This is a genomic window from Flagellimonas pacifica, assembly GCF_900215465.1.
GTDB lineage: Bacteria > Bacteroidota > Bacteroidia > Flavobacteriales > Flavobacteriaceae > Flagellimonas > Flagellimonas pacifica.
On sequence record NZ_OBEH01000001.1, the window covers coordinates 178,598 to 195,399 of the forward strand.

Annotated in this window: 16 protein-coding genes and 1 tRNA gene; 2 read left to right on the forward strand and 15 right to left on the reverse strand. The window is 38.2% G+C overall.

Features of this window, described 5'->3' with window-relative positions; translation table 11 throughout:
• Nucleotides 1-133 precede the first annotated feature (133 nt).
• The 6 genes from CRO15_RS00765 to CRO15_RS00790 form a co-directional block, all read right to left on the reverse strand.
• Entirely contained in the window at nt 134-1,423 is a 1,290-nt protein-coding gene (locus CRO15_RS00765; protein ID WP_097043823.1) for a hemolysin family protein, read from the reverse strand.
• Nucleotides 1,424-1,430: 7 nt separating this feature from the next.
• Entirely contained in the window at nt 1,431-1,631 is a 201-nt protein-coding gene (locus CRO15_RS00770) for a hypothetical protein (RefSeq protein WP_097043824.1), read from the reverse strand.
• Between the two features lies 1 nt (nt 1,632).
• A complete protein-coding gene (gene lptC / locus CRO15_RS00775) occupies nt 1,633-2,247 on the reverse strand; it encodes an LPS export ABC transporter periplasmic protein LptC (RefSeq protein ID WP_097043825.1) in 615 nt (204 codons plus the stop codon).
• A gap of 1 nt (nt 2,248) precedes the next feature.
• Nucleotides 2,249-3,619 carry a tetratricopeptide repeat protein gene (locus tag CRO15_RS00780; RefSeq protein ID WP_097043826.1) on the reverse strand — a complete coding sequence of 457 codons (1,371 nt, stop codon included), beginning with the start codon at nt 3,617-3,619 and terminating at the stop codon, nt 2,249-2,251.
• A 104-nt stretch (nt 3,620-3,723) separates the two neighbouring features.
• Nucleotides 3,724-4,989 carry a BamG family beta-barrel-assembly machinery protein gene (locus CRO15_RS00785; RefSeq protein WP_097043827.1) on the reverse strand — a complete coding sequence of 422 codons (1,266 nt, stop codon included), beginning with the start codon at nt 4,987-4,989 and terminating at the stop codon, nt 3,724-3,726.
• Nucleotides 4,990-5,718, reverse strand: coding sequence for a type III pantothenate kinase (locus CRO15_RS00790; RefSeq protein ID WP_097043828.1), 729 nt, complete (start codon nt 5,716-5,718; stop codon nt 4,990-4,992). It lies immediately after the preceding gene.
• A 101-nt stretch (nt 5,719-5,819) separates the two neighbouring features.
• Here CRO15_RS00790 and CRO15_RS00795 point away from each other — a divergent pair.
• Nucleotides 5,820-5,892, forward strand: a tRNA-Phe gene (locus CRO15_RS00795).
• A 70-nt stretch (nt 5,893-5,962) separates the two neighbouring features.
• On the opposite strand, the gene CRO15_RS00800 is transcribed toward CRO15_RS00795, so the two are convergent.
• The 8 genes from CRO15_RS00800 to CRO15_RS00835 form a co-directional block, all read right to left on the reverse strand.
• Nucleotides 5,963-6,541, reverse strand: coding sequence for a RidA family protein (locus CRO15_RS00800; protein WP_097043829.1), 579 nt, complete (start codon nt 6,539-6,541; stop codon nt 5,963-5,965).
• Nucleotides 6,542-6,570: 29 nt separating this feature from the next.
• Nucleotides 6,571-7,803, reverse strand: coding sequence for an aminotransferase class V-fold PLP-dependent enzyme (locus tag CRO15_RS00805; protein ID WP_097043830.1), 1,233 nt, complete (start codon nt 7,801-7,803; stop codon nt 6,571-6,573).
• A gap of 12 nt (nt 7,804-7,815) precedes the next feature.
• Nucleotides 7,816-8,283, reverse strand: a complete 468-nt coding sequence (locus tag CRO15_RS00810) for a RidA family protein (RefSeq protein WP_097043831.1) — start codon at nt 8,281-8,283, stop codon at nt 7,816-7,818.
• 42 nt (nt 8,284-8,325) lie between these two features.
• Nucleotides 8,326-9,255, reverse strand: coding sequence for an RraA family protein (locus CRO15_RS00815; RefSeq protein WP_097044797.1), 930 nt, complete (start codon nt 9,253-9,255; stop codon nt 8,326-8,328).
• 16 nt (nt 9,256-9,271) lie between these two features.
• A complete protein-coding gene (locus CRO15_RS00820; RefSeq protein WP_097043832.1) occupies nt 9,272-10,387 on the reverse strand; it encodes a bile acid:sodium symporter family protein in 1,116 nt (371 codons plus the stop codon).
• Nucleotides 10,388-10,472: 85 nt separating this feature from the next.
• Entirely contained in the window at nt 10,473-11,720 is a 1,248-nt protein-coding gene (locus CRO15_RS00825; protein ID WP_097043833.1) for an amidohydrolase/deacetylase family metallohydrolase, read from the reverse strand.
• 12 nt (nt 11,721-11,732) lie between these two features.
• Nucleotides 11,733-13,478: a PQQ-dependent sugar dehydrogenase gene (locus CRO15_RS00830; protein ID WP_097044798.1), complete on the reverse strand. Its 1,746-nt coding sequence runs from the start codon at nt 13,476-13,478 to the stop codon at nt 11,733-11,735.
• A gap of 376 nt (nt 13,479-13,854) precedes the next feature.
• Nucleotides 13,855-14,583, reverse strand: coding sequence for a carbohydrate-binding family 9-like protein (locus CRO15_RS00835; RefSeq protein ID WP_097043834.1), 729 nt, complete (start codon nt 14,581-14,583; stop codon nt 13,855-13,857).
• Nucleotides 14,584-14,889: 306 nt separating this feature from the next.
• On the opposite strand from CRO15_RS00835, the gene CRO15_RS00840 reads away from it, so the two are divergent.
• Nucleotides 14,890-15,117: a hypothetical protein gene (locus CRO15_RS00840; RefSeq protein WP_097043835.1), complete on the forward strand. Its 228-nt coding sequence runs from the start codon at nt 14,890-14,892 to the stop codon at nt 15,115-15,117.
• Between the two features lie 525 nt (nt 15,118-15,642).
• Here CRO15_RS00840 and gap read toward each other — a convergent pair.
• Nucleotides 15,643-16,635 carry a type I glyceraldehyde-3-phosphate dehydrogenase gene (gene gap, locus CRO15_RS00845; protein ID WP_097043836.1) on the reverse strand — a complete coding sequence of 331 codons (993 nt, stop codon included), beginning with the start codon at nt 16,633-16,635 and terminating at the stop codon, nt 15,643-15,645.
• Between the last annotated feature and the right edge of the window lie 167 nt (nt 16,636-16,802).

A 16,802-nucleotide genomic window follows, 5' to 3' on the forward strand; every position in this document is an offset into this window, starting at 1 on the left:
AAAAGCCTTCATTTGGCACTAAAACTTTTAATTTTCACTTCAATCCAAAAAACTTAAATGAGTTCAATAATTTCAGTGGGCGAAAATACCATTTTCTTTTCAAATAGGAAAGCGCAATAAAGCCCTGAAATTGTTAATCTTCAGGCTGAACGTGAACACTTACCAAATCAATTTTGGTATTGGACACCTCTAAGATGCGGAACGTGAAATTCTCTGTCTTTATTTCGGAGTCCAGCTCGGGTATTTCTCCTGTTTCACTCATGATCAAACCACCCAATGTTTCGTACTCTTCACTTTCAGGCAGTTCCAACTTATAATTTTCGTTGATGTAGTCCACTTCCAAACGGGCTGAAAACTTATATACATTTTCACTCAATTGTTCTTCATGTAGATCGGTACTATCATGCTCGTCCTCGATCTCCCCAAACAATTCTTCTATAATATCTTCTACGGTCATAATTCCAGAAGTTCCACCGTATTCATCCAAAACAACGGCAATACTTTTGCGCTTTTTAGTCAAGACATTTAGAATTTCTTGAATAAGCATGGTCTCCGGAACAAATTCCACAGGCAACAAAATGCTTTTAATGGTCTTGGGTTTTTTAAACAGTTCATAAGAGTGTATGTAACCAATTATCTCGTCAATACTTTCCTTATAAACCAATATTTTGGAATAACCCGTTTCTGAAAATAACTTTGCTAGGTTTTTAGGGGTCTCGTCAATTTCTACGGCTGTAATTTCGGTTCTGGGCACCATAACCTCCCGAGCTTTTACCGCTGAAAATTCCAAAGCATTCTGGAATATCTGAATCTCGGAATCCACTTCATCTTCCTCTTCAACAGTTTCCATTTGTTCCGTGATGTAATCTCCAAGCTCCAATTTGGTAAACGCTAATTGCACCTCATCTCCATCGGTTTTAAAAAACACACGCAGGATAAAGTCGGAAACCTTGATCACAAACCACGAAATGAAGGAGAACAGGATATAAAAGAAATATGCGGGAATTGCAAAAACCTTCAGCAGCGTATTGGAATATATCTGAAAGAGTACTTTGGGCAAAAATTCTGCTGTGAGCAATATTATCAGTGTAGAAATAATTGTTTGGGAAAGCAGACTAAAATCCGTTAGCAAAGCATTCAAAAACTCCGATGTTGTAGGAAGTAGACTTTGAAACCATTCCATGAGTACATCTCCCATAAAAAGTCCGTAAATCACCAAGGCTATATTGTTGCCAATTAGCATGGTGGCAATAAATTTGGAAGGTTTTTCAGTAAGCCAGGTAAGTACCTTGGCAAAAAAACCTTCTTGCTTTTTTTCTATCTCAATATGAATCCTGTTGGCGGATACGAAGGCAATCTCCATTCCGGAAAAAAATGCCGAAAACAGCAGGGAAAGAATTATAATAAGTAATGAGATGTCCAACTATTTGTTATTGGTTGCCCTTTTTTCGTTGTTCAAAACGTTTACGGTATTTTCTTCTAAAAAGAAACATTGCAATGGAAACAACTGCAAAAAACATAAAAATGTATGTCTCTTTTGGATCAATGGCCCAAAGTGTTGCTATTTTATAGATAGAAACAACGGCAACTGCCAAGTATAAATATTCGGTGTATCTTAAAATTTTAATCATACTATTCTTCTTCGTTAACCTTTTCTCTAATGGTCATTAACCCATATGTTTTATGGGCCTTAAAATAATTGAACTCTCTATTAAGATCCAATCCCTCCCCATCCATTACCGAACCATCTTCTAGGTTGGTGTAAGTGAAGGCCTCCTCAGTAAAAATCCAATTGTTTGACTGATCAAAAAATAATTGCGGGGTTTCCAATTTTTTTCCATCATGGGTTTCTATGACCACATTGCCCTGCAGGTCTATTAAATTGGTCTGGGAATAAATAATTCCATAATCTGCGGTTATTACACTTTTCTGATTTTTTTCATCAAAAAAGTCAACTTTCAATCCATCTGGAAAGGTTCTGTATTTAAAGCTCTGATTATCAAAATTTTCCGTGACAGGACTATTCAAAACAGCTATTACCTTGGTTTTTGATGAATCCAAGCTACTCATTTCTTTTGGAGATTCTGTATAGGTAAGCTTATAATTTTCGGCAACCCATTGTGGGAAAACAGGCTTTACCGCCTCTTCTCCAACCCGTTTGTAGTTGTCCTTACAGGATATAAAAAGGATTGCCACGGTAAAAACCGTGGCAAAACACTTTATTTTATTCTTAGATGTCCGTTTCACATTACAAACTGGGCACTTTAACGCTACCGCCTACCCAACAATTAAAAGTAATTCTTTGTCCTGCCTTTCCAGAGCTGAATATCATCTCTTTAGTAGGTGCTTTTGCAGAATAACTTGCTGCAGATTTATTGGCCCTACCACTTAAAGATGGGTCTACCCTACCTGCTTTTCTTGCCATCTCTGCGGCTTTCCAGTAGATTGCTCTTTTTTCAAAGGCTGTTGCTCCACAAGCATTGGCACTACCCGCATAAAGGTTTGCAATTAACAAATATGCTTTTCCGTTTGCCGGATTGGCATCAATTGCTTTTAAGGCATAACTCCTAGCTTGCGATTTGCTGCTTCTTCTAACGGTAGTCGCAATTTTATATAGAATGTTAGATTTTCTATGTGAATCTGTTTCCAATTCAACTGCCTTGTTAAAGTCCGCAATAGCGCCTTTACTGTCTCCTGATTTTTGCTTTAATACACCTCCGTACATATAGGCATCTGCAGAGGGATCTAAAGCTAGCTGAGCTTCAAATAGTTTTCTAAACATTGGGTCATCTGTACATTCTTTAGAAAACATCCTACCCACAGCTCTTTTTACCCAGTTTACGTCGCCCTTTTTCTCCTCATAGCTTTTCTCATAAAGCGGAATTAAGTTGCCACAATCTGCAAGGGCTCCTAATTTAGAGTCTATACTTCCGGCAATCTTACCATAAGATTTTGAGTTTACGGTTGCCGCTCTAAACTGTCTTTTTTCTTTGGATGTCATTGTTCCCAGTGAATCTTTAGGAAGCAACTTAGTAACAATGTTAGTCAGCTTTTTATTTTCCTCTTCCACCTTTTCAGTCACATTATCATAAACATCAAATACTTCCTGAAGGTCCTTTTTACCAGTTCCGTGTAAATCTACCAAGGTTGAAAAGTATAGGTATAGGGCTTTAGGGTTTTTAAAGTTTTTTGCATCTTCTTTAAATGCATTTCCAAGCATATTATAGAGTTGTTCATCCGATGCCATCTTGTTGTCATAGGACAAAAGTGCCTTATCAATAGCAACTCCTGCTTTACTAAATTTCTTAGGGAAGTATTTTAGGCTATTATCATATAATGACATTAAATCCTGGATGTATCCATCTTTATCGGTTCCAGAGGAGTTCTTGATTTTATGGGAAAGGATTTTTTCTCCATAAGAAAAATTGGCCTTGTTTATATCTGGGCAACTTTCATAAACCATTTTCCATGGCTCGTATGCAGCATCGTAGTTTTTAACTTTTGCGTGTTCTGCGTAAATGGAAAGATTGGTCATACACTCAGGGTTTTGAGCTTGAGCCATACTTAATCCAATCGACATAAAGATCGCTATCATCGTTAAGTAGTTTTTCTTCGTCATCTTACTAATTTTAAAGTGGTTAATGTACAAATTTTAATGAAAAAATCATCTTAAAAGGAACATATATTGGTGGTTATTTATAGATTTTTCAAAAATGGTTCTTATTAATTTATTCTTCTTTTAACAAACCATCTGTCATTTAGAGATAATCCCACATTGATTTTAAGATAATCCTCCCTGATTAGGCTTGCATCTGTCGTTCCCCTTCTTCCCAACTCAAATCCTACATTCAAATTGGAAAAGCTATTCCCCAACGGCAACCCAAGTCCAAAAGTTATGCCAAAGTTATTTATCTCTTTGTTGTTCACTTCTAAACCTGTAACGTCATACTTAAGTCCTGCTCTATACGTAATCCTTTTGAAATAGCTGGAAAGTGAGGTATACTCAGGAATAAAATATCCACCTAAAGAATAGGTGTTGGCGTCTTTGTAGGTCACATTTTCCAATCCTAAAAAACGGTTTTCAAAATCACTGAACTTTTGGAAACTATATTCTCCTCCAGCGAACCATTTTTTATCCTCTCCAAAGCCCAATCCAAGGGTAGTCCTTGTAGGTATCTTCAGTTCTGTATTTTTTAGGTTAGAGGCATCCAAATCAACATCAATGACCTCAACATCGGTACCATTTACCAAAGAAAACGAACCTAATCGTTCTGAATTTGTTGATATTAAGTTTCCTTGGGTGTTCACTAAAACAGAGGTATATAAAGTATACTTATCTTTTATGGTAGGGGTATAGTTTACCGCATAGTTAAAATCATAACCACTTATACGGGATTCTCTGCTATTCAAAGTTCCAAATTGCACGTCTTCCACACTTTGTATCCTTCTATACTCTAACGTTCCAAAATTAAAATTCGCAGTTACTCCCAGACTCAGGTTCTTTATTGGCTCATAGCCAAAGGATAGGTATGCTCTGTTAAGACCTCCTTCTCCAGTGAATGCGTTGGTTACCAATTGTCCATCAACATTTTGGCTCTCGGAAATTAAATTGTACCCTACCGAAGATAAAGGCATAAGACCAAAGCCCATTCCTGCATTTTTTGCAATAGGAAATCCTATGGCCAAATAGTCTAAACTGGTTACTGAAACGTTTTGTTTTTCCGTGAAATCTTCAAGCCTATATTGAGTATTGGAAATTCCTGCTGTATATACAGTCAACCGTAATTTAGAATAAGCGGCAGGGTTGTTCAAGTTAATATGGATACTATCGCCATACATGCTCAGCCCCCCCATCATTTGGTTTTCAACCGTACCATTGTTCCTAAGATCTCCAATTCCAAAAAATGAATATGGTGATATAGTACCGTTTTGCGCAAAAATGCCATGTGCAGTTACGCAAAAAAAAGCAATCAAAAATTTCTTAACCATCTAGCGTTTATTGTATTCCAGCAAGTAATTTAGCCCCTCCAAGAGAAATTTAGAATTCGCAAATATGGTATTTTTTAGCCGTTTAGCAAAAAAATGAGAGTCTCCGCCTGTTAAAATAACTGTTAAATCTTGAAAGCGAGTTCTATACTGACTTATTACGCCATCTAATTCTTGTAAAGCTCCATTAACAACCCCACTGTGCATGCTGGTTTGGGTTGAATTTCCAATAAAATCCAAAATATCTTCTAACTGCAACAGTGGAAGCTTTGCGGTTTGGTTGTGCAAGGCTTTATAGCGCATCCGTATTCCTGGAGAAATTGCACCTCCAACATACTCGCCAGAATCGTTGATCATATCGTAAGTTATACACGTTCCCGCATCGATAACCAAAGTGTTTTTTCTTGGATTTTGATAAAATGCGGCAGCGGCCAAAGCAATACGGTCCATACCCAAGGTATTTGGAGTGGCGTAACTATTTTTAAAAGGTATTTTTGATTCACTTGAAAGTACATGGACCTTACAGAACAATGAAACAATGTCGCGTTCCTTTTTTTCTAAAGGTCCTACAGAAGAAATCAAAGCATGGTCAATCTTGGGGTATTGCTCAAAGAGTTCCTTTATTTTAGACAAAAAAATATTAGATTCCGAACCCTGGTCAAATATGATTGTGCCATTTTCGAAAACGGCGTACTTTATTAAGGTGTTTCCAATGTCGATAACCAAGTTCATACTGCAAAGATGGAGAATTGAAAAAAAACCCTTGCCTTTTTTCAAGTTTTTGTTTGTATATCCTAATTTTGAAATTATATTTGCACCCGCTTTATGAGCATGGTACCTTAGCTCAGTTGGTAGAGCAACGGACTGAAAATCCGTGTGTCCCTGGTTCGATTCCTGGAGGTACCACTAGAAAAAAATCGCAATTATCTTAAAACTAAGATATTGCGATTTTCTTGTTTTATAGGTTTAACGGAAGTTATTCCACCTCAACAATCATTTCAATTTCCACTGCAATATTACTAGGTAAGGATCCCATTCCAACGGCTGCACGAGCGTGTTTTCCTTTTTCACCAAAAACCGCCACCATTAAATCAGAGTATCCGTTGATTACTTTCGGATGATCGGTAAAATCCGGAGTGGCATTTACCATGCCCAGTACTTTAACAATCCGTTTTACCTTGCTCAAATCGCCCAGCTCAGCTTTAAGTACTGAAAGTTGGTTGATGGCCGTAACCCTAGCTGCATAATATCCTTCTTCAATGGATAAATCCGCTCCAATCTTCCCAGTAATATTTTCTCCGTTAGACTGCAAAGGTCCCTTTCCAGCCATAAAAATCAAATTTCCAGTACGCACAGCATTGACGTAATTGGCCACAGGAGCAGAGGGTGTACTAAGCTCAATGCCCAATTCTTTTAGTTTGCCTTCTGGGTTGTAATCAGAAATTGCTTTTTCTTCAACAATATCCTCTTTGGGAGTTTCTTGTTTTTTCTGTTGCGACTGTTCGCAGGAAATCATCAGTACTAAAACAAGGATTCCCGAAAAATAGGTTTTCATGGTCAAAAATTTATACGATTTGCATAAAATTAAGCGTTTTCCAACACTTCCTTCACTCTTTGCGCAACGATTCTTTCCTGACCGGGAACCATCATCCATGTGGTAATGCCAATGGTATCTTTGTTTCCCACTGTGGCTATGGAAGGGTGACCATCCTTCAATTTCTTTCGTGCATCTTCTGCCGTGATTTTCACCACATTTTCATCCCATGTAATCCTCAAAGAAGGCACATGGTTGGCATGGGGCGGTACATGAATTTCAGTTTTCACACCTTTTACCGACAAGGCACTATCACTAATCAGTTTTATCTGACTTTCCCATAGTTTCCATTCTGCATCATGGTCTTTTTGCAAATAAGTTTCCACAGCTGCCAGCATCCCCAACACTTCTTCTTTATTTACTTTCATACCTCTACCTATGGTAGTTCCCCTAGGAGGAGTATGCAACCTGGCTGCTTCTATATGTTTACGTTTGCCCAACAGAAGTCCAGCACTCTGTGGCCCTCGAATTCCCTTTCCTCCTGAAAAAGCAACCAAATCAAACCCCATTTTGGTAAACTTAAATAAGTTCTCCACCGGAGGTACATCAGCAGCACAATCAATAAAGGTTGGTATTCCATGTTTTTTACCCACGGCCACAAATTCTTCCCTTTTAATTTCCCCTTCTTCGGTATTCGCATTCAAAAACCAAAGCATTGCAGTATTCTTGTTGATGGCTTTTTCCAACTCTTTTGCTGTTTTTACCCGAACCAACTTACCACCAACATTAGTCAAAGCTTGGGAATATCCAATATTATGCGCTTCTTGAAGGATTACCTCATTTTTAAGCCCCGTAGTGTCAGGAAGTTGAGAAACTTTACTGGTATCCATTCCGCATAAAACTCCAGCCATACCAATAGACATAGCTCCAAAAGCTCCTGAGGTTACCGTGGCATACTCACATTCCAATAATTCGGCGATACGCTCTCCAACTTTATCCTGAAGCTCATCCAAATCTACGTACTCTGTAGCTCCAAAAGTAATAGCAGACAATACATTATCTGACATCAAAGAACCCGTCATAGAGGTATAGGTGCCCGCAGCATTGATAAATGTCCGCAAACCTAATTCTTTAAAAAAATTACGAGACGCAGGTGTTTCAACTGCAGCATGCATCATTTGTGGGGTAAGCAATCCTGTTCCCACCAATCCACCAACAACAGGGAGACTGGAGAGTGTTTTTAACAATTTTCTTCTAGTAAGTTTATCTTGTGATTTTTTCATTTTTCTGTTTTTTTAATCTATTGCAGCAATACAATCAATCTCTACTAACGAGTCACCCGGCACTCCACCATAAACAGCTACCGTTGTCCTTACAGGTGGATTCTCTCCAAAACGTCCCCTATAAACAGAATTCATGCCATGATAATCTTCCAAATCATGCAGGTACACATTTACCTTTAACACTTTGTCCATGGAAGAGCCATTCTTCACCAATTCTTTTTCTATCTCTTTCAGCACATGATCTGTATGTGATTTGATATCTCCTTCAAAATGCGCTCCTTTTCCAGCAACGTATAGTGTATTGCCATGCTTCACCGCTCCAGAAAAAAGTGGAATCTTTTTGTCCTGTACAATCTCGCCCACCACTTCTTTTTTTGGTTTGGATTCTTTTCCCATGGCTTTTACCGTACCCACTCCTAATATGGCAGCAACGCCCATCCCTAATTTTTTAAATGCTGATCTTCTATCTGTTTTTTCCATTTTTAAATTTTTTGGTTTATGATTCTTGTCTTCTTATCTACTCTACCACATTCGTTTTTTCAATAGTTCCTTAACTTGTTCCTTTGGAACAGGAAGTTCATCTATATGACTCCTTAACCATTGAGAAAAGTCTTTTTCAATTTCTTCTGTCCATTTATTATCAATTTGTCCCGGGGTGTATTTCCCTTCTTTCAATCTTGATATTCCGAATAGATCCCTCAGTCTGACCACTTCTGAAGTTACAACCACTTGTTCCGCCAGATGGGATGGAATAAACATAACTCCTTCTTTTTTAGCCAAAACTATATCACCTGGAAGCACCGTAGCAGCTCCCATCCGTATAGGTGTATTAATACTAAGCAGCATCACCTCGGTAAGAAAGGATGGGTCCCACCCCCTGACAAAAGCATTGAACCCTTCAATTTCCGAAAGTCCTTCCATATCCCGACTAGATGCATTGAACACCACTCCGTTTTTGGATTTGGCATAAATGGAATTCCCCAAATTGTCACCAATCAAAGTCCCGTTCACAATTTTTCCAAAGGCATCGGCCACATACACATCACCTTCAACCAACATATCAATGGGCCATGAATTGGTGTTACCTATTCTACCATCGGCTTTCCCTTTTTTCTTTATCTGGTCCGACACATCCGGGCGATTGGGCATGTATTGCACGGTGAGTGCACGACCAACAACGGGCACATCATCATGCAGTGGTTGCCAACCACTTTCAAACTGATTGTGATAGCCTTCGTTTCTCAATACACCCCACGCTTCTTCTATGGTTACATTTTTCATACGTTCCAGAACGTCATCGGCCACTTTAGGCCTGCCATCTTCAAATCGTTCCCCTGTCCATTGAGGTGTGAGGAATACCATCTGTTCTTTGGAAAGGGTTTGTGCGGTCACATTTCCAAAGGCAAACAACATAAGTCCCAAGGAAAAAATTAATCTATAGCTAAACTTCATTTTAAAAAATTTGGTTCTATTCATTTGATGTTTGTGTTTCTATAGGTTCATCTGAATTCTTATCCGGGTCTTTGTCTCTCCACCAGGTTGCCAAGGAGGATCCTGAAATGTTCATCCATGGGCCAAAAACGGCTGGTGCCAATCCAATGGTAGCAACTTTTCCCATTTCCAAGGCAATGCCCGAAGCCAATCCCCCATTTTGCATTCCTACTTCAAGTGCAATGGTTCTACAATCTTGTTCTTTCATTTTTAATGCTCTGCAAGACCAGTATCCCAAGAAATATCCAGCAACATTATGAATGATTGCAGCTAGAATCAAGAAAAGTCCAATGGTGAGTAAGCTATCTCTTCCTGCAGCGGTAATTATGGCAATGATCAATGCGATACCTGCCATGGAAACAATAGGCATGGCCTTATCCAACCACTTAACCTTTCCATGGAAAAAATAATTGAACAGCAAGCCCACTATTATAGGCAAGATTACAATTTTGACAATACTCATCATCATTCCCAAGAAGTCTATAGGGACAAACTGCCCAGCAAAGGTTTCCATCAACAAAGGTGTCATTAAAGGGGCCAACAGGGTAGAAACTGCCGTTAACGTTACAGATAAGGCCAAATTTGCTTTAGCCAAGTATGCCATGACATTTGATGCCAATCCACTTGGGGATGATCCAATCAACACTACTCCGGCAGCAATCTCCGCTGGAAATCCAAACAAACTCGCAATGGCAAATCCTAAAACGGGCATGATGGTAAATTGACAGATTAAACCAACCAATACTCCTTTTGGCATTTTTACCACTCCTGCAAAATCCTTAATACTCATAGCCGTTCCCATTCCGAACATAATCAACTGCAAAAGGGGAACTATCAATGATTTCAGTTGAAAATCACCGATATTAGTGAAAATTGAGGGATAAAACATTGAAACACTAACTGCTGCGAACACCAATACGGTAAAAGAAAAACCCTTAAATTTCTCATCTCCTCTGATACCTAAAGCCAACAAAAGAAAAAAGAACACAATGAAAGGTCCTGTCTGTTCCCCTTTTCCCAAAATAAGCATGACAATAGTTACTACCAGACAAATTAGTGAGGCACCCAATAAAATTTGATATTGTTTTTTCATGTGTTGATCTTTGTTTTTTATCAATCATTCTTCGGCCGGCACTTGACACCGAATGTAACCTTTGGTTCGTATAGTTTTTAGATTGCTATTCATTCCATGGGTCACTTGCCATTCCATTCAAGTCCCATACCACTTTTCCTTCCCGCAAGGTCAATTCGCATTCCAATTTTTTATCTCCCTTCATTTTTTTTCTTTTGGTATCGATAAACCCAAAATCTCCTTTTCTAAGATTCAGAATAGCAACATCAGCTACTGCACCTTCTGATAGATGGCCCAAATCTTCCCTTTTAATAATTTGTGCAGGTTGCCATGTTGATACAGCGATTACTTCTTTCAGCGGCATATCCATATTGATGAACTTGGACATAATATTGATAAGATCCTTCATTCCGCCGTTCATACTTCCTGTATGCAAATCCGTACTGATGGAATTGGGCTTAAGTCCTTGTTTCATTGCCGGAACAGCTTGTTCAAATAAAAAACTTCCACCTCCATGGCCTACATCAAAGATTATCCCTCTTTTTTGTGCAGCAAAGACGTAATCTCTAACTTTTCCATTGTCATCAACAATGGGAGTTCGTCCCTTTACATGTGCATATGCATGGGTAAAAATATCTCCAGGACGCAGTTTTTCCATAAATAGGGTTTCAATTGATAGTTCTGGGTCGCTTCCTCCAAAATCGATCATAACAGGAATGTTTGCCAACTTACCCGCTTCAACAGCACGCTCTGTAGGAGTCCAATCAAATCCATGATAATGGGCCAATTTAACCCCAACAACCACTCCTGGATATTGTTTTGCGACCATTGCCGTAAGTTTGGGATTCATATCATCTATATTTTGCTCTATGGCCCCACCTTTCATACCAGATCCTATAATATTGAGAAAGGACAGCACCCTTGTCTTGGAGCGGTCAATAGTCTGTTTTTTAAATTGTTTAAAATTTCTCCATCCAGCACCACCAACATCTACAATAGTTGTTACCCCGCTTCGGAATGAAAATCCATCGGGGGGTAATGCAGTGTCACTATTACTTAAATAAGCGTCGGGTTCGGTACCATGAAAATTATGACTATGGATATCCAATAACCCAGGAACTACATAAAATCCTTTGGCCTCGATAACCCTTTTGGCACTTCGTTCTGGAATTCGGGAGTCGACTTTGACAATCTTTCCTTCATGAATGGCCACATCCATTACTTGATCAATCCCATTTTTTACATCAATCACATGTCCATCATTGATAAGCAAATCATACTCCTGAGCAGAAACCTGGGTTCCAATGAACAAAGTCAATATAGCCAGCAAGGTGTTCTTAGTATATATTTTCATTTTAGTGTTATTTTATAAGCCTTTTCTAATTTCCTGCACTTCCTTCAATTCTATTGCACTTGCATTGTTTTCAAAATTTGAACGTATATAGGTCAATACTTCAGCAATTTCTTCGTCTGACAGAAAACTATGTTGTGGCATAACTCCATTGTAGGTTTCGCCATTTACTTGAATACTCCCCTCCATACCTTCAAGAACAATTCTTATGAGCCGCTCTTTATCTCCACTTACCCAATCGGTATTTGTAATTGGAGGGAATCTTCCCGTCGCTCCTCCACCATCTTTTTGATGACAGGCGCTACAATAGGTATAATAGGTTTTTGCCCCACCAGAAACAGCATCCTTCATCAAGTGATCCTCTACCCTGTCCGGTGTTCGGATATGGGAAAGTTCTTTTCTTTTTTCCATCAGGACCAGTTGCTCCTCACCAAACGCATCCCTATCCCCAGAAAAACTAACTTTCCATATTTTTCCTTTTACCGAATCAGAAATATACATCCCTCCATCCGGGCCAAAAGCAATCCCCATTGGTCTATATATTGCATCATTTACACTTTCCAAGGGATCCACTCCTGCAAAACCATCTACAAACACTTCCCATCCCCCTGAAGGCTTCCCATTCTTAAAAGGAACAAAACCAACAAAATAACCAGATTGCGGATATGGAGCTCTGTTGGTTGACCCATGAAAAGCTATAAATGCACCGTTCTTATAATGTTCGGGAAATGCATCGCCTTCATAAAACACCAAATCGTTTGGCGCCCAATGTCCCGGGAACCCTACAATAGGATCATCAAATTGATCACAACGCCCTACTATTTCACCATCGCCTCCATACTCTGGTGCCAAAACCTTTTTTTCCTTAATTTGATCATAATAACAATATGGCCATCCAAAATTGGATCCCTCTGTCACTCTTATAAATTCTTCTGAAGGAAGAAGCGCACTTTGCCATGGATCATATCTATCAGGAAACAATCTCAAAAGATCATCTCTTCCATGAACTACCACATAAAGGTTCTTATCTGCTGGATTCCAGTCCATGGCCACTACACTTCTGATACCAGAAGCATATTTATAGCCATCTTTTTGTGTCTGTCCCAATTTATTGGCATCAAATCGCCATATACCACCATGGTGCTCTAATTGTGGACAAGGGTCCAAACCGGGAGCTCCTGGTGTTCTTTTAGGGTTCTGACAAGCGTTGGAAGGAGCTCCAAAAGGAATATACATATGACCTTCATCATCAAAAGCCAAGGGTTTTCCAATATGCTCATGTTTGCCATGGAGGTGATCATCTGTAAATACTACCTCCATTTCACCCTCAGGTATCAAGGTGCCAGGTTTTAACTTGTATCGATACACCACCAATTCTGAACTAAAATAAAGATATCCATTATAGATACGCATGGCGGTAGAATAGCTCCACCTTTGACTTGTTCTATAAGAGCCAAAATTTTCAATCCTATCTGCCCCACCATCTCCATTTGTATCTTCAAACACTGCTATAGATCCTTTTGCACTTGAATTCCTAAGCTTTGCATATAAGTATCCATCTTCCGAGACGGCCATATGCCTTACTTTTCCCTCTGTACTATCTACCACTATCGTAGCTTCAAAGCCATCTGGAAGAAAAAGCCCTTCATTTGGAATCTCATTCTTGTCTTCGCATTGCACAAAACAAATTCCCACTAGAAAGTAAAACAGAGCATTCTTTATTCGATAGACAAGATTTACAAATGTTGTTGCATTGTTCATTGAGTGTTTTGGTTGGCCTTCCATGGTTTCAAAATAAGCGTGTTGAATTTTCCAAACTCGGAGTCGCTAGAAAATTTTAATATATAGTAGTGTCAATCAATACATTGGACATACTATTAATATGACATCAAAAATTGATAAATGACATCAAAAAAATTAAAACCATACTTGGCCTTTATCTATACTTTGAATTTTTTAAGCCTTAGGATAGCGCACACTTCACTAAATCTAACACCTTAACTTACTCAAAACAAAATATTTAGACGGACAACATTTCAGAAAGAACTGTTCAACAGTATTTTAACCACCACCGGAAATAATATTTTTCAATTTACTAGAAAAACTTACTGTTTTCTTTGGAATGTAATAAGATAAATTATTCAAATATCAGCTCGCCAAAGAATTCAGGCCTATGAAAATCAGGTTTTTCCGTACCAATTGGATTCCAACTCAAATAGTGCCTTTTTGAAGTAGCGTCACCACATTTGTAAAAATTGGCACGCGATTTTAGACCTTTCAATTTGATTCCAGGATTATGGGCTAAAATCTCAGCAGGAAGAATTATGGTGATTTCCCATGTATGCCCTCCTGTTTTTTCAGTAAAAGATTGCGCGCCTAAAGAAGATTCAACTTTTATCACATCTTTAATAGTATTGGGAGATGCATATTGACGGGATTTTCTACTTGGGCCATGAGCTAAAAGGATTGTACCTATGCAATTGATTTCAAAATTGTAATAATTTCCATCAGCCATTGGGTCAAAGAAAAATTCAACGCAACTATCTTTGAACACATAGCTATTTGGCTCAGTCCTTTCTGCCAAAATATTTTCTTCTTCCACCTCATATTTAAGCCAAAGCTGATTGTTGCAATGGGCAATCTTGAATCCAATTTTAGGTTGATATTGAAAATCATCCCAATTCAGGACATCAATAAAATGGGTTTCCGCATGTTCATCCAATAACCTAGAAACATTTTGAAAATCAGCGACGCCATCAAACTCAATTTCTTTTACTATCAATGTTTTATTCACAGAGGGTGTTTTTGAGTTGCATGCTGCAATCATAATACAGAATACAGAATAATACAGTCCCATTTTGCGCATGCCTTGGGTTGATTTGTTTTTCTAAAAGTACGAAATGTAAATTGTCATTTTCTTTGGACCCGCTTAAGCTTTCATAGGTTTAGAGAAAAAAAATCAATTTCTTGACTCTTTAACCACATAAATAAACTAAGTTTGATGCCTCATTTTATAAACCGTTGCGATCACCAAGTATGATGATTTTGTTTGTTTTAGAGATGTAGTAGGATTCTTAATAATTTCATAAATATAAAAATCCAATACCTATATAGGTAGAAAATATGAAACTAAGGCTTATATTTAGCCAATCCAGATTAATTTTAAATAAAAATGACCGAAGATTTATTAGAAAAGGCAAAAGAGTTTGTAAACAGAACTTTGAGTCATATGTCTACAAGTGATAGAGTTGCAGCTTCAAGAGAAGCTAAACAGCTCATTCTTTCCATTAATGAAATCTATAAAGAGACCAAAGATCCAAACTTAATGGATGTAATGAAAAGCATTACAGAAAAGAAACGTAAGATTGAGAAGCGTTTAAAAGGTACACCTTTAGTATAATTCCCCAACTACATTAGAAACTGAATTTATTGCATGATTATGTTTCCTTGACTAATGTGCAATACAGGAATGACTGTGAAAACGGATACATTCTTCCCAATGTCGTATTAATTTGTACACCAATTTGGATAAAGTCTTATCGTTATCCAGTTATGCAATTCACAAGGTAATTTTTACCATCTATGTCTTTTTTTCTACAACAAGTGAAAATGTGAAATTTTGAAGCACTCGTTTTCAGTAATTTAGAAGTGTAAATCAAAAACCTCAACCGAGAACAAACACTTTTTAAAATGAACACTATAGAAGAAAAGATGGGTTATATATTTTGGTACATGGTGATTACCTTTTCAATAGGCTCACTTGTCAATAGCCTTTATCACTACATTTTCTAAAAACTCAATATTGTTATCACTATTCAAGATTTTGAAAAAATCTTGAAAAGATAAAAGATTTCGCCCCAATTACATATAGTAGTTATAGAAGAGCCTCACATAAATGTGAGGCTCTTCTTTTTAATCAAGATACTTATCCTTTGATTTCTTGGATCTGGCGTACCATTTGATTCGTAAAGCCCCATTCATTATCATACCATGTCATCACTTTCAACAAATCTCCATCTACCACTCTGGTCATTCCCAAATCCACGGTAGAAGCATAAGGACTTTTAATAATATCGGAAGAAACAATGGGCTCATCCGTCGTGTCCAAAACATCTGCATAACGTTCTGTTTGTGACTCTTCCATAAGGATTTGGTTTACTTCTTTTGCAGTAACGGGTCTTTCCGTTACAAAGGTCAAATCAGATATGGACCCTACAGGAATAGGTACACGAATGGCCACTCCATCAAATTTTCCTGCATACTCTGGCAAAGCCTTAGTAGTTGCTATAGCCGCACCAGTAGTGGTGGGTATCAAATTCTGCGCGCCAGCCCTACCCATCCTAAAATTCTTTGGAGACGGAGCATCCACAATACCTTGTGAAGCAGTATATGCGTGAACCGTTGTCATAATTGCTTTTTTAATTCCTATTCTACGCCCCAAAACCTCGACCACAGGGCTAATATTGTTAGTTGTACAGCTAGCACAAGAGAAAACATTTACGTTTCCATCCCCAGAATTAACACCATGCACAACCGTGGGTGTATCAACGCTTTTGGTAGGGGCTGAGATTATGACCGTTTTTGCACCTGCTTTTATATGCCTTTCAGCATCCTCACCTTTGGTAAAAACCCCGGTACTCTCAATCACCAAATCAACATTTTGTTCTTCCCAAGGCAGATCCTCTGGATTCCTGATTGAAGTATACTTTATTTTTTGCCCATCAACTATCAAGGTATCCGGCTCATGTGAGACCTCCTTTTCATAAACCCCGTAAACTGTATCATATTTTAATAAATATGCCATATTCTCGATGGAAACAATATCGTTGACCGCCACAATCTCCAAGCCCGGAGTTTCATTGATCACCTTTAAAGCAGCTCTACCAATACGACCCATTCCGTTGATTCCTATTCTCATTTTTAATGCTCTTAAGTTATTACTTGTTTAAGTGTTATTAGTCTGACAATCATTGCTTACATTACAAAATGAAAAGGAAGATGGAGTTACTCCTTCAAGCTCGGTAATTACCAAAGAAAAAGTCCATATTTTTGGTAAGTTTTGATGGATAGCAAAGACCAACATGT

Bases quoted from the DNA above. Each gene is read 5' to 3' on its own strand.
- CRO15_RS00835 (WP_097043834.1), bottom strand. From the start codon at position 14,583: ATGCGCAAAATGGGACTGTATTATTCTGTATTCTGTATTATGATTGCA.
- CRO15_RS00810 (WP_097043831.1), bottom strand. From the start codon at position 8,283: ATGGAAAAAACAGATAGAAGATCAGCATTTAAAAAATTAGGGATGGGC.
- CRO15_RS00790 (WP_097043828.1), bottom strand. From the start codon at position 5,718: ATGAACTTGGTTATCGACATTGGAAACACCTTAATAAAGTACGCCGTT.
- CRO15_RS00840 (WP_097043835.1), top strand. From the start codon at position 14,890: ATGACCGAAGATTTATTAGAAAAGGCAAAAGAGTTTGTAAACAGAACT.
- gap (WP_097043836.1), bottom strand. From the start codon at position 16,635: ATGAGAATAGGAATCAACGGAATGGGTCGTATTGGTAGAGCTGCTTTA.
- CRO15_RS00815 (WP_097044797.1), bottom strand. From the start codon at position 9,255: ATGAAGTTTAGCTATAGATTAATTTTTTCCTTGGGACTTATGTTGTTT.
- CRO15_RS00830 (WP_097044798.1), bottom strand. From the start codon at position 13,478: ATGAACAATGCAACAACATTTGTAAATCTTGTCTATCGAATAAAGAAT.
- CRO15_RS00805 (WP_097043830.1), bottom strand. From the start codon at position 7,803: ATGAAAAAATCACAAGATAAACTTACTAGAAGAAAATTGTTAAAAACA.
- CRO15_RS00800 (WP_097043829.1), bottom strand. From the start codon at position 6,541: ATGAAAACCTATTTTTCGGGAATCCTTGTTTTAGTACTGATGATTTCC.
- CRO15_RS00770 (WP_097043824.1), bottom strand. From the start codon at position 1,631: ATGATTAAAATTTTAAGATACACCGAATATTTATACTTGGCAGTTGCC.
- CRO15_RS00825 (WP_097043833.1), bottom strand. From the start codon at position 11,720: ATGAAAATATATACTAAGAACACCTTGCTGGCTATATTGACTTTGTTC.
- CRO15_RS00785 (WP_097043827.1), bottom strand. From the start codon at position 4,989: ATGGTTAAGAAATTTTTGATTGCTTTTTTTTGCGTAACTGCACATGGC.
- CRO15_RS00780 (WP_097043826.1), bottom strand. From the start codon at position 3,619: ATGACGAAGAAAAACTACTTAACGATGATAGCGATCTTTATGTCGATT.
- CRO15_RS00820 (WP_097043832.1), bottom strand. From the start codon at position 10,387: ATGAAAAAACAATATCAAATTTTATTGGGTGCCTCACTAATTTGTCTG.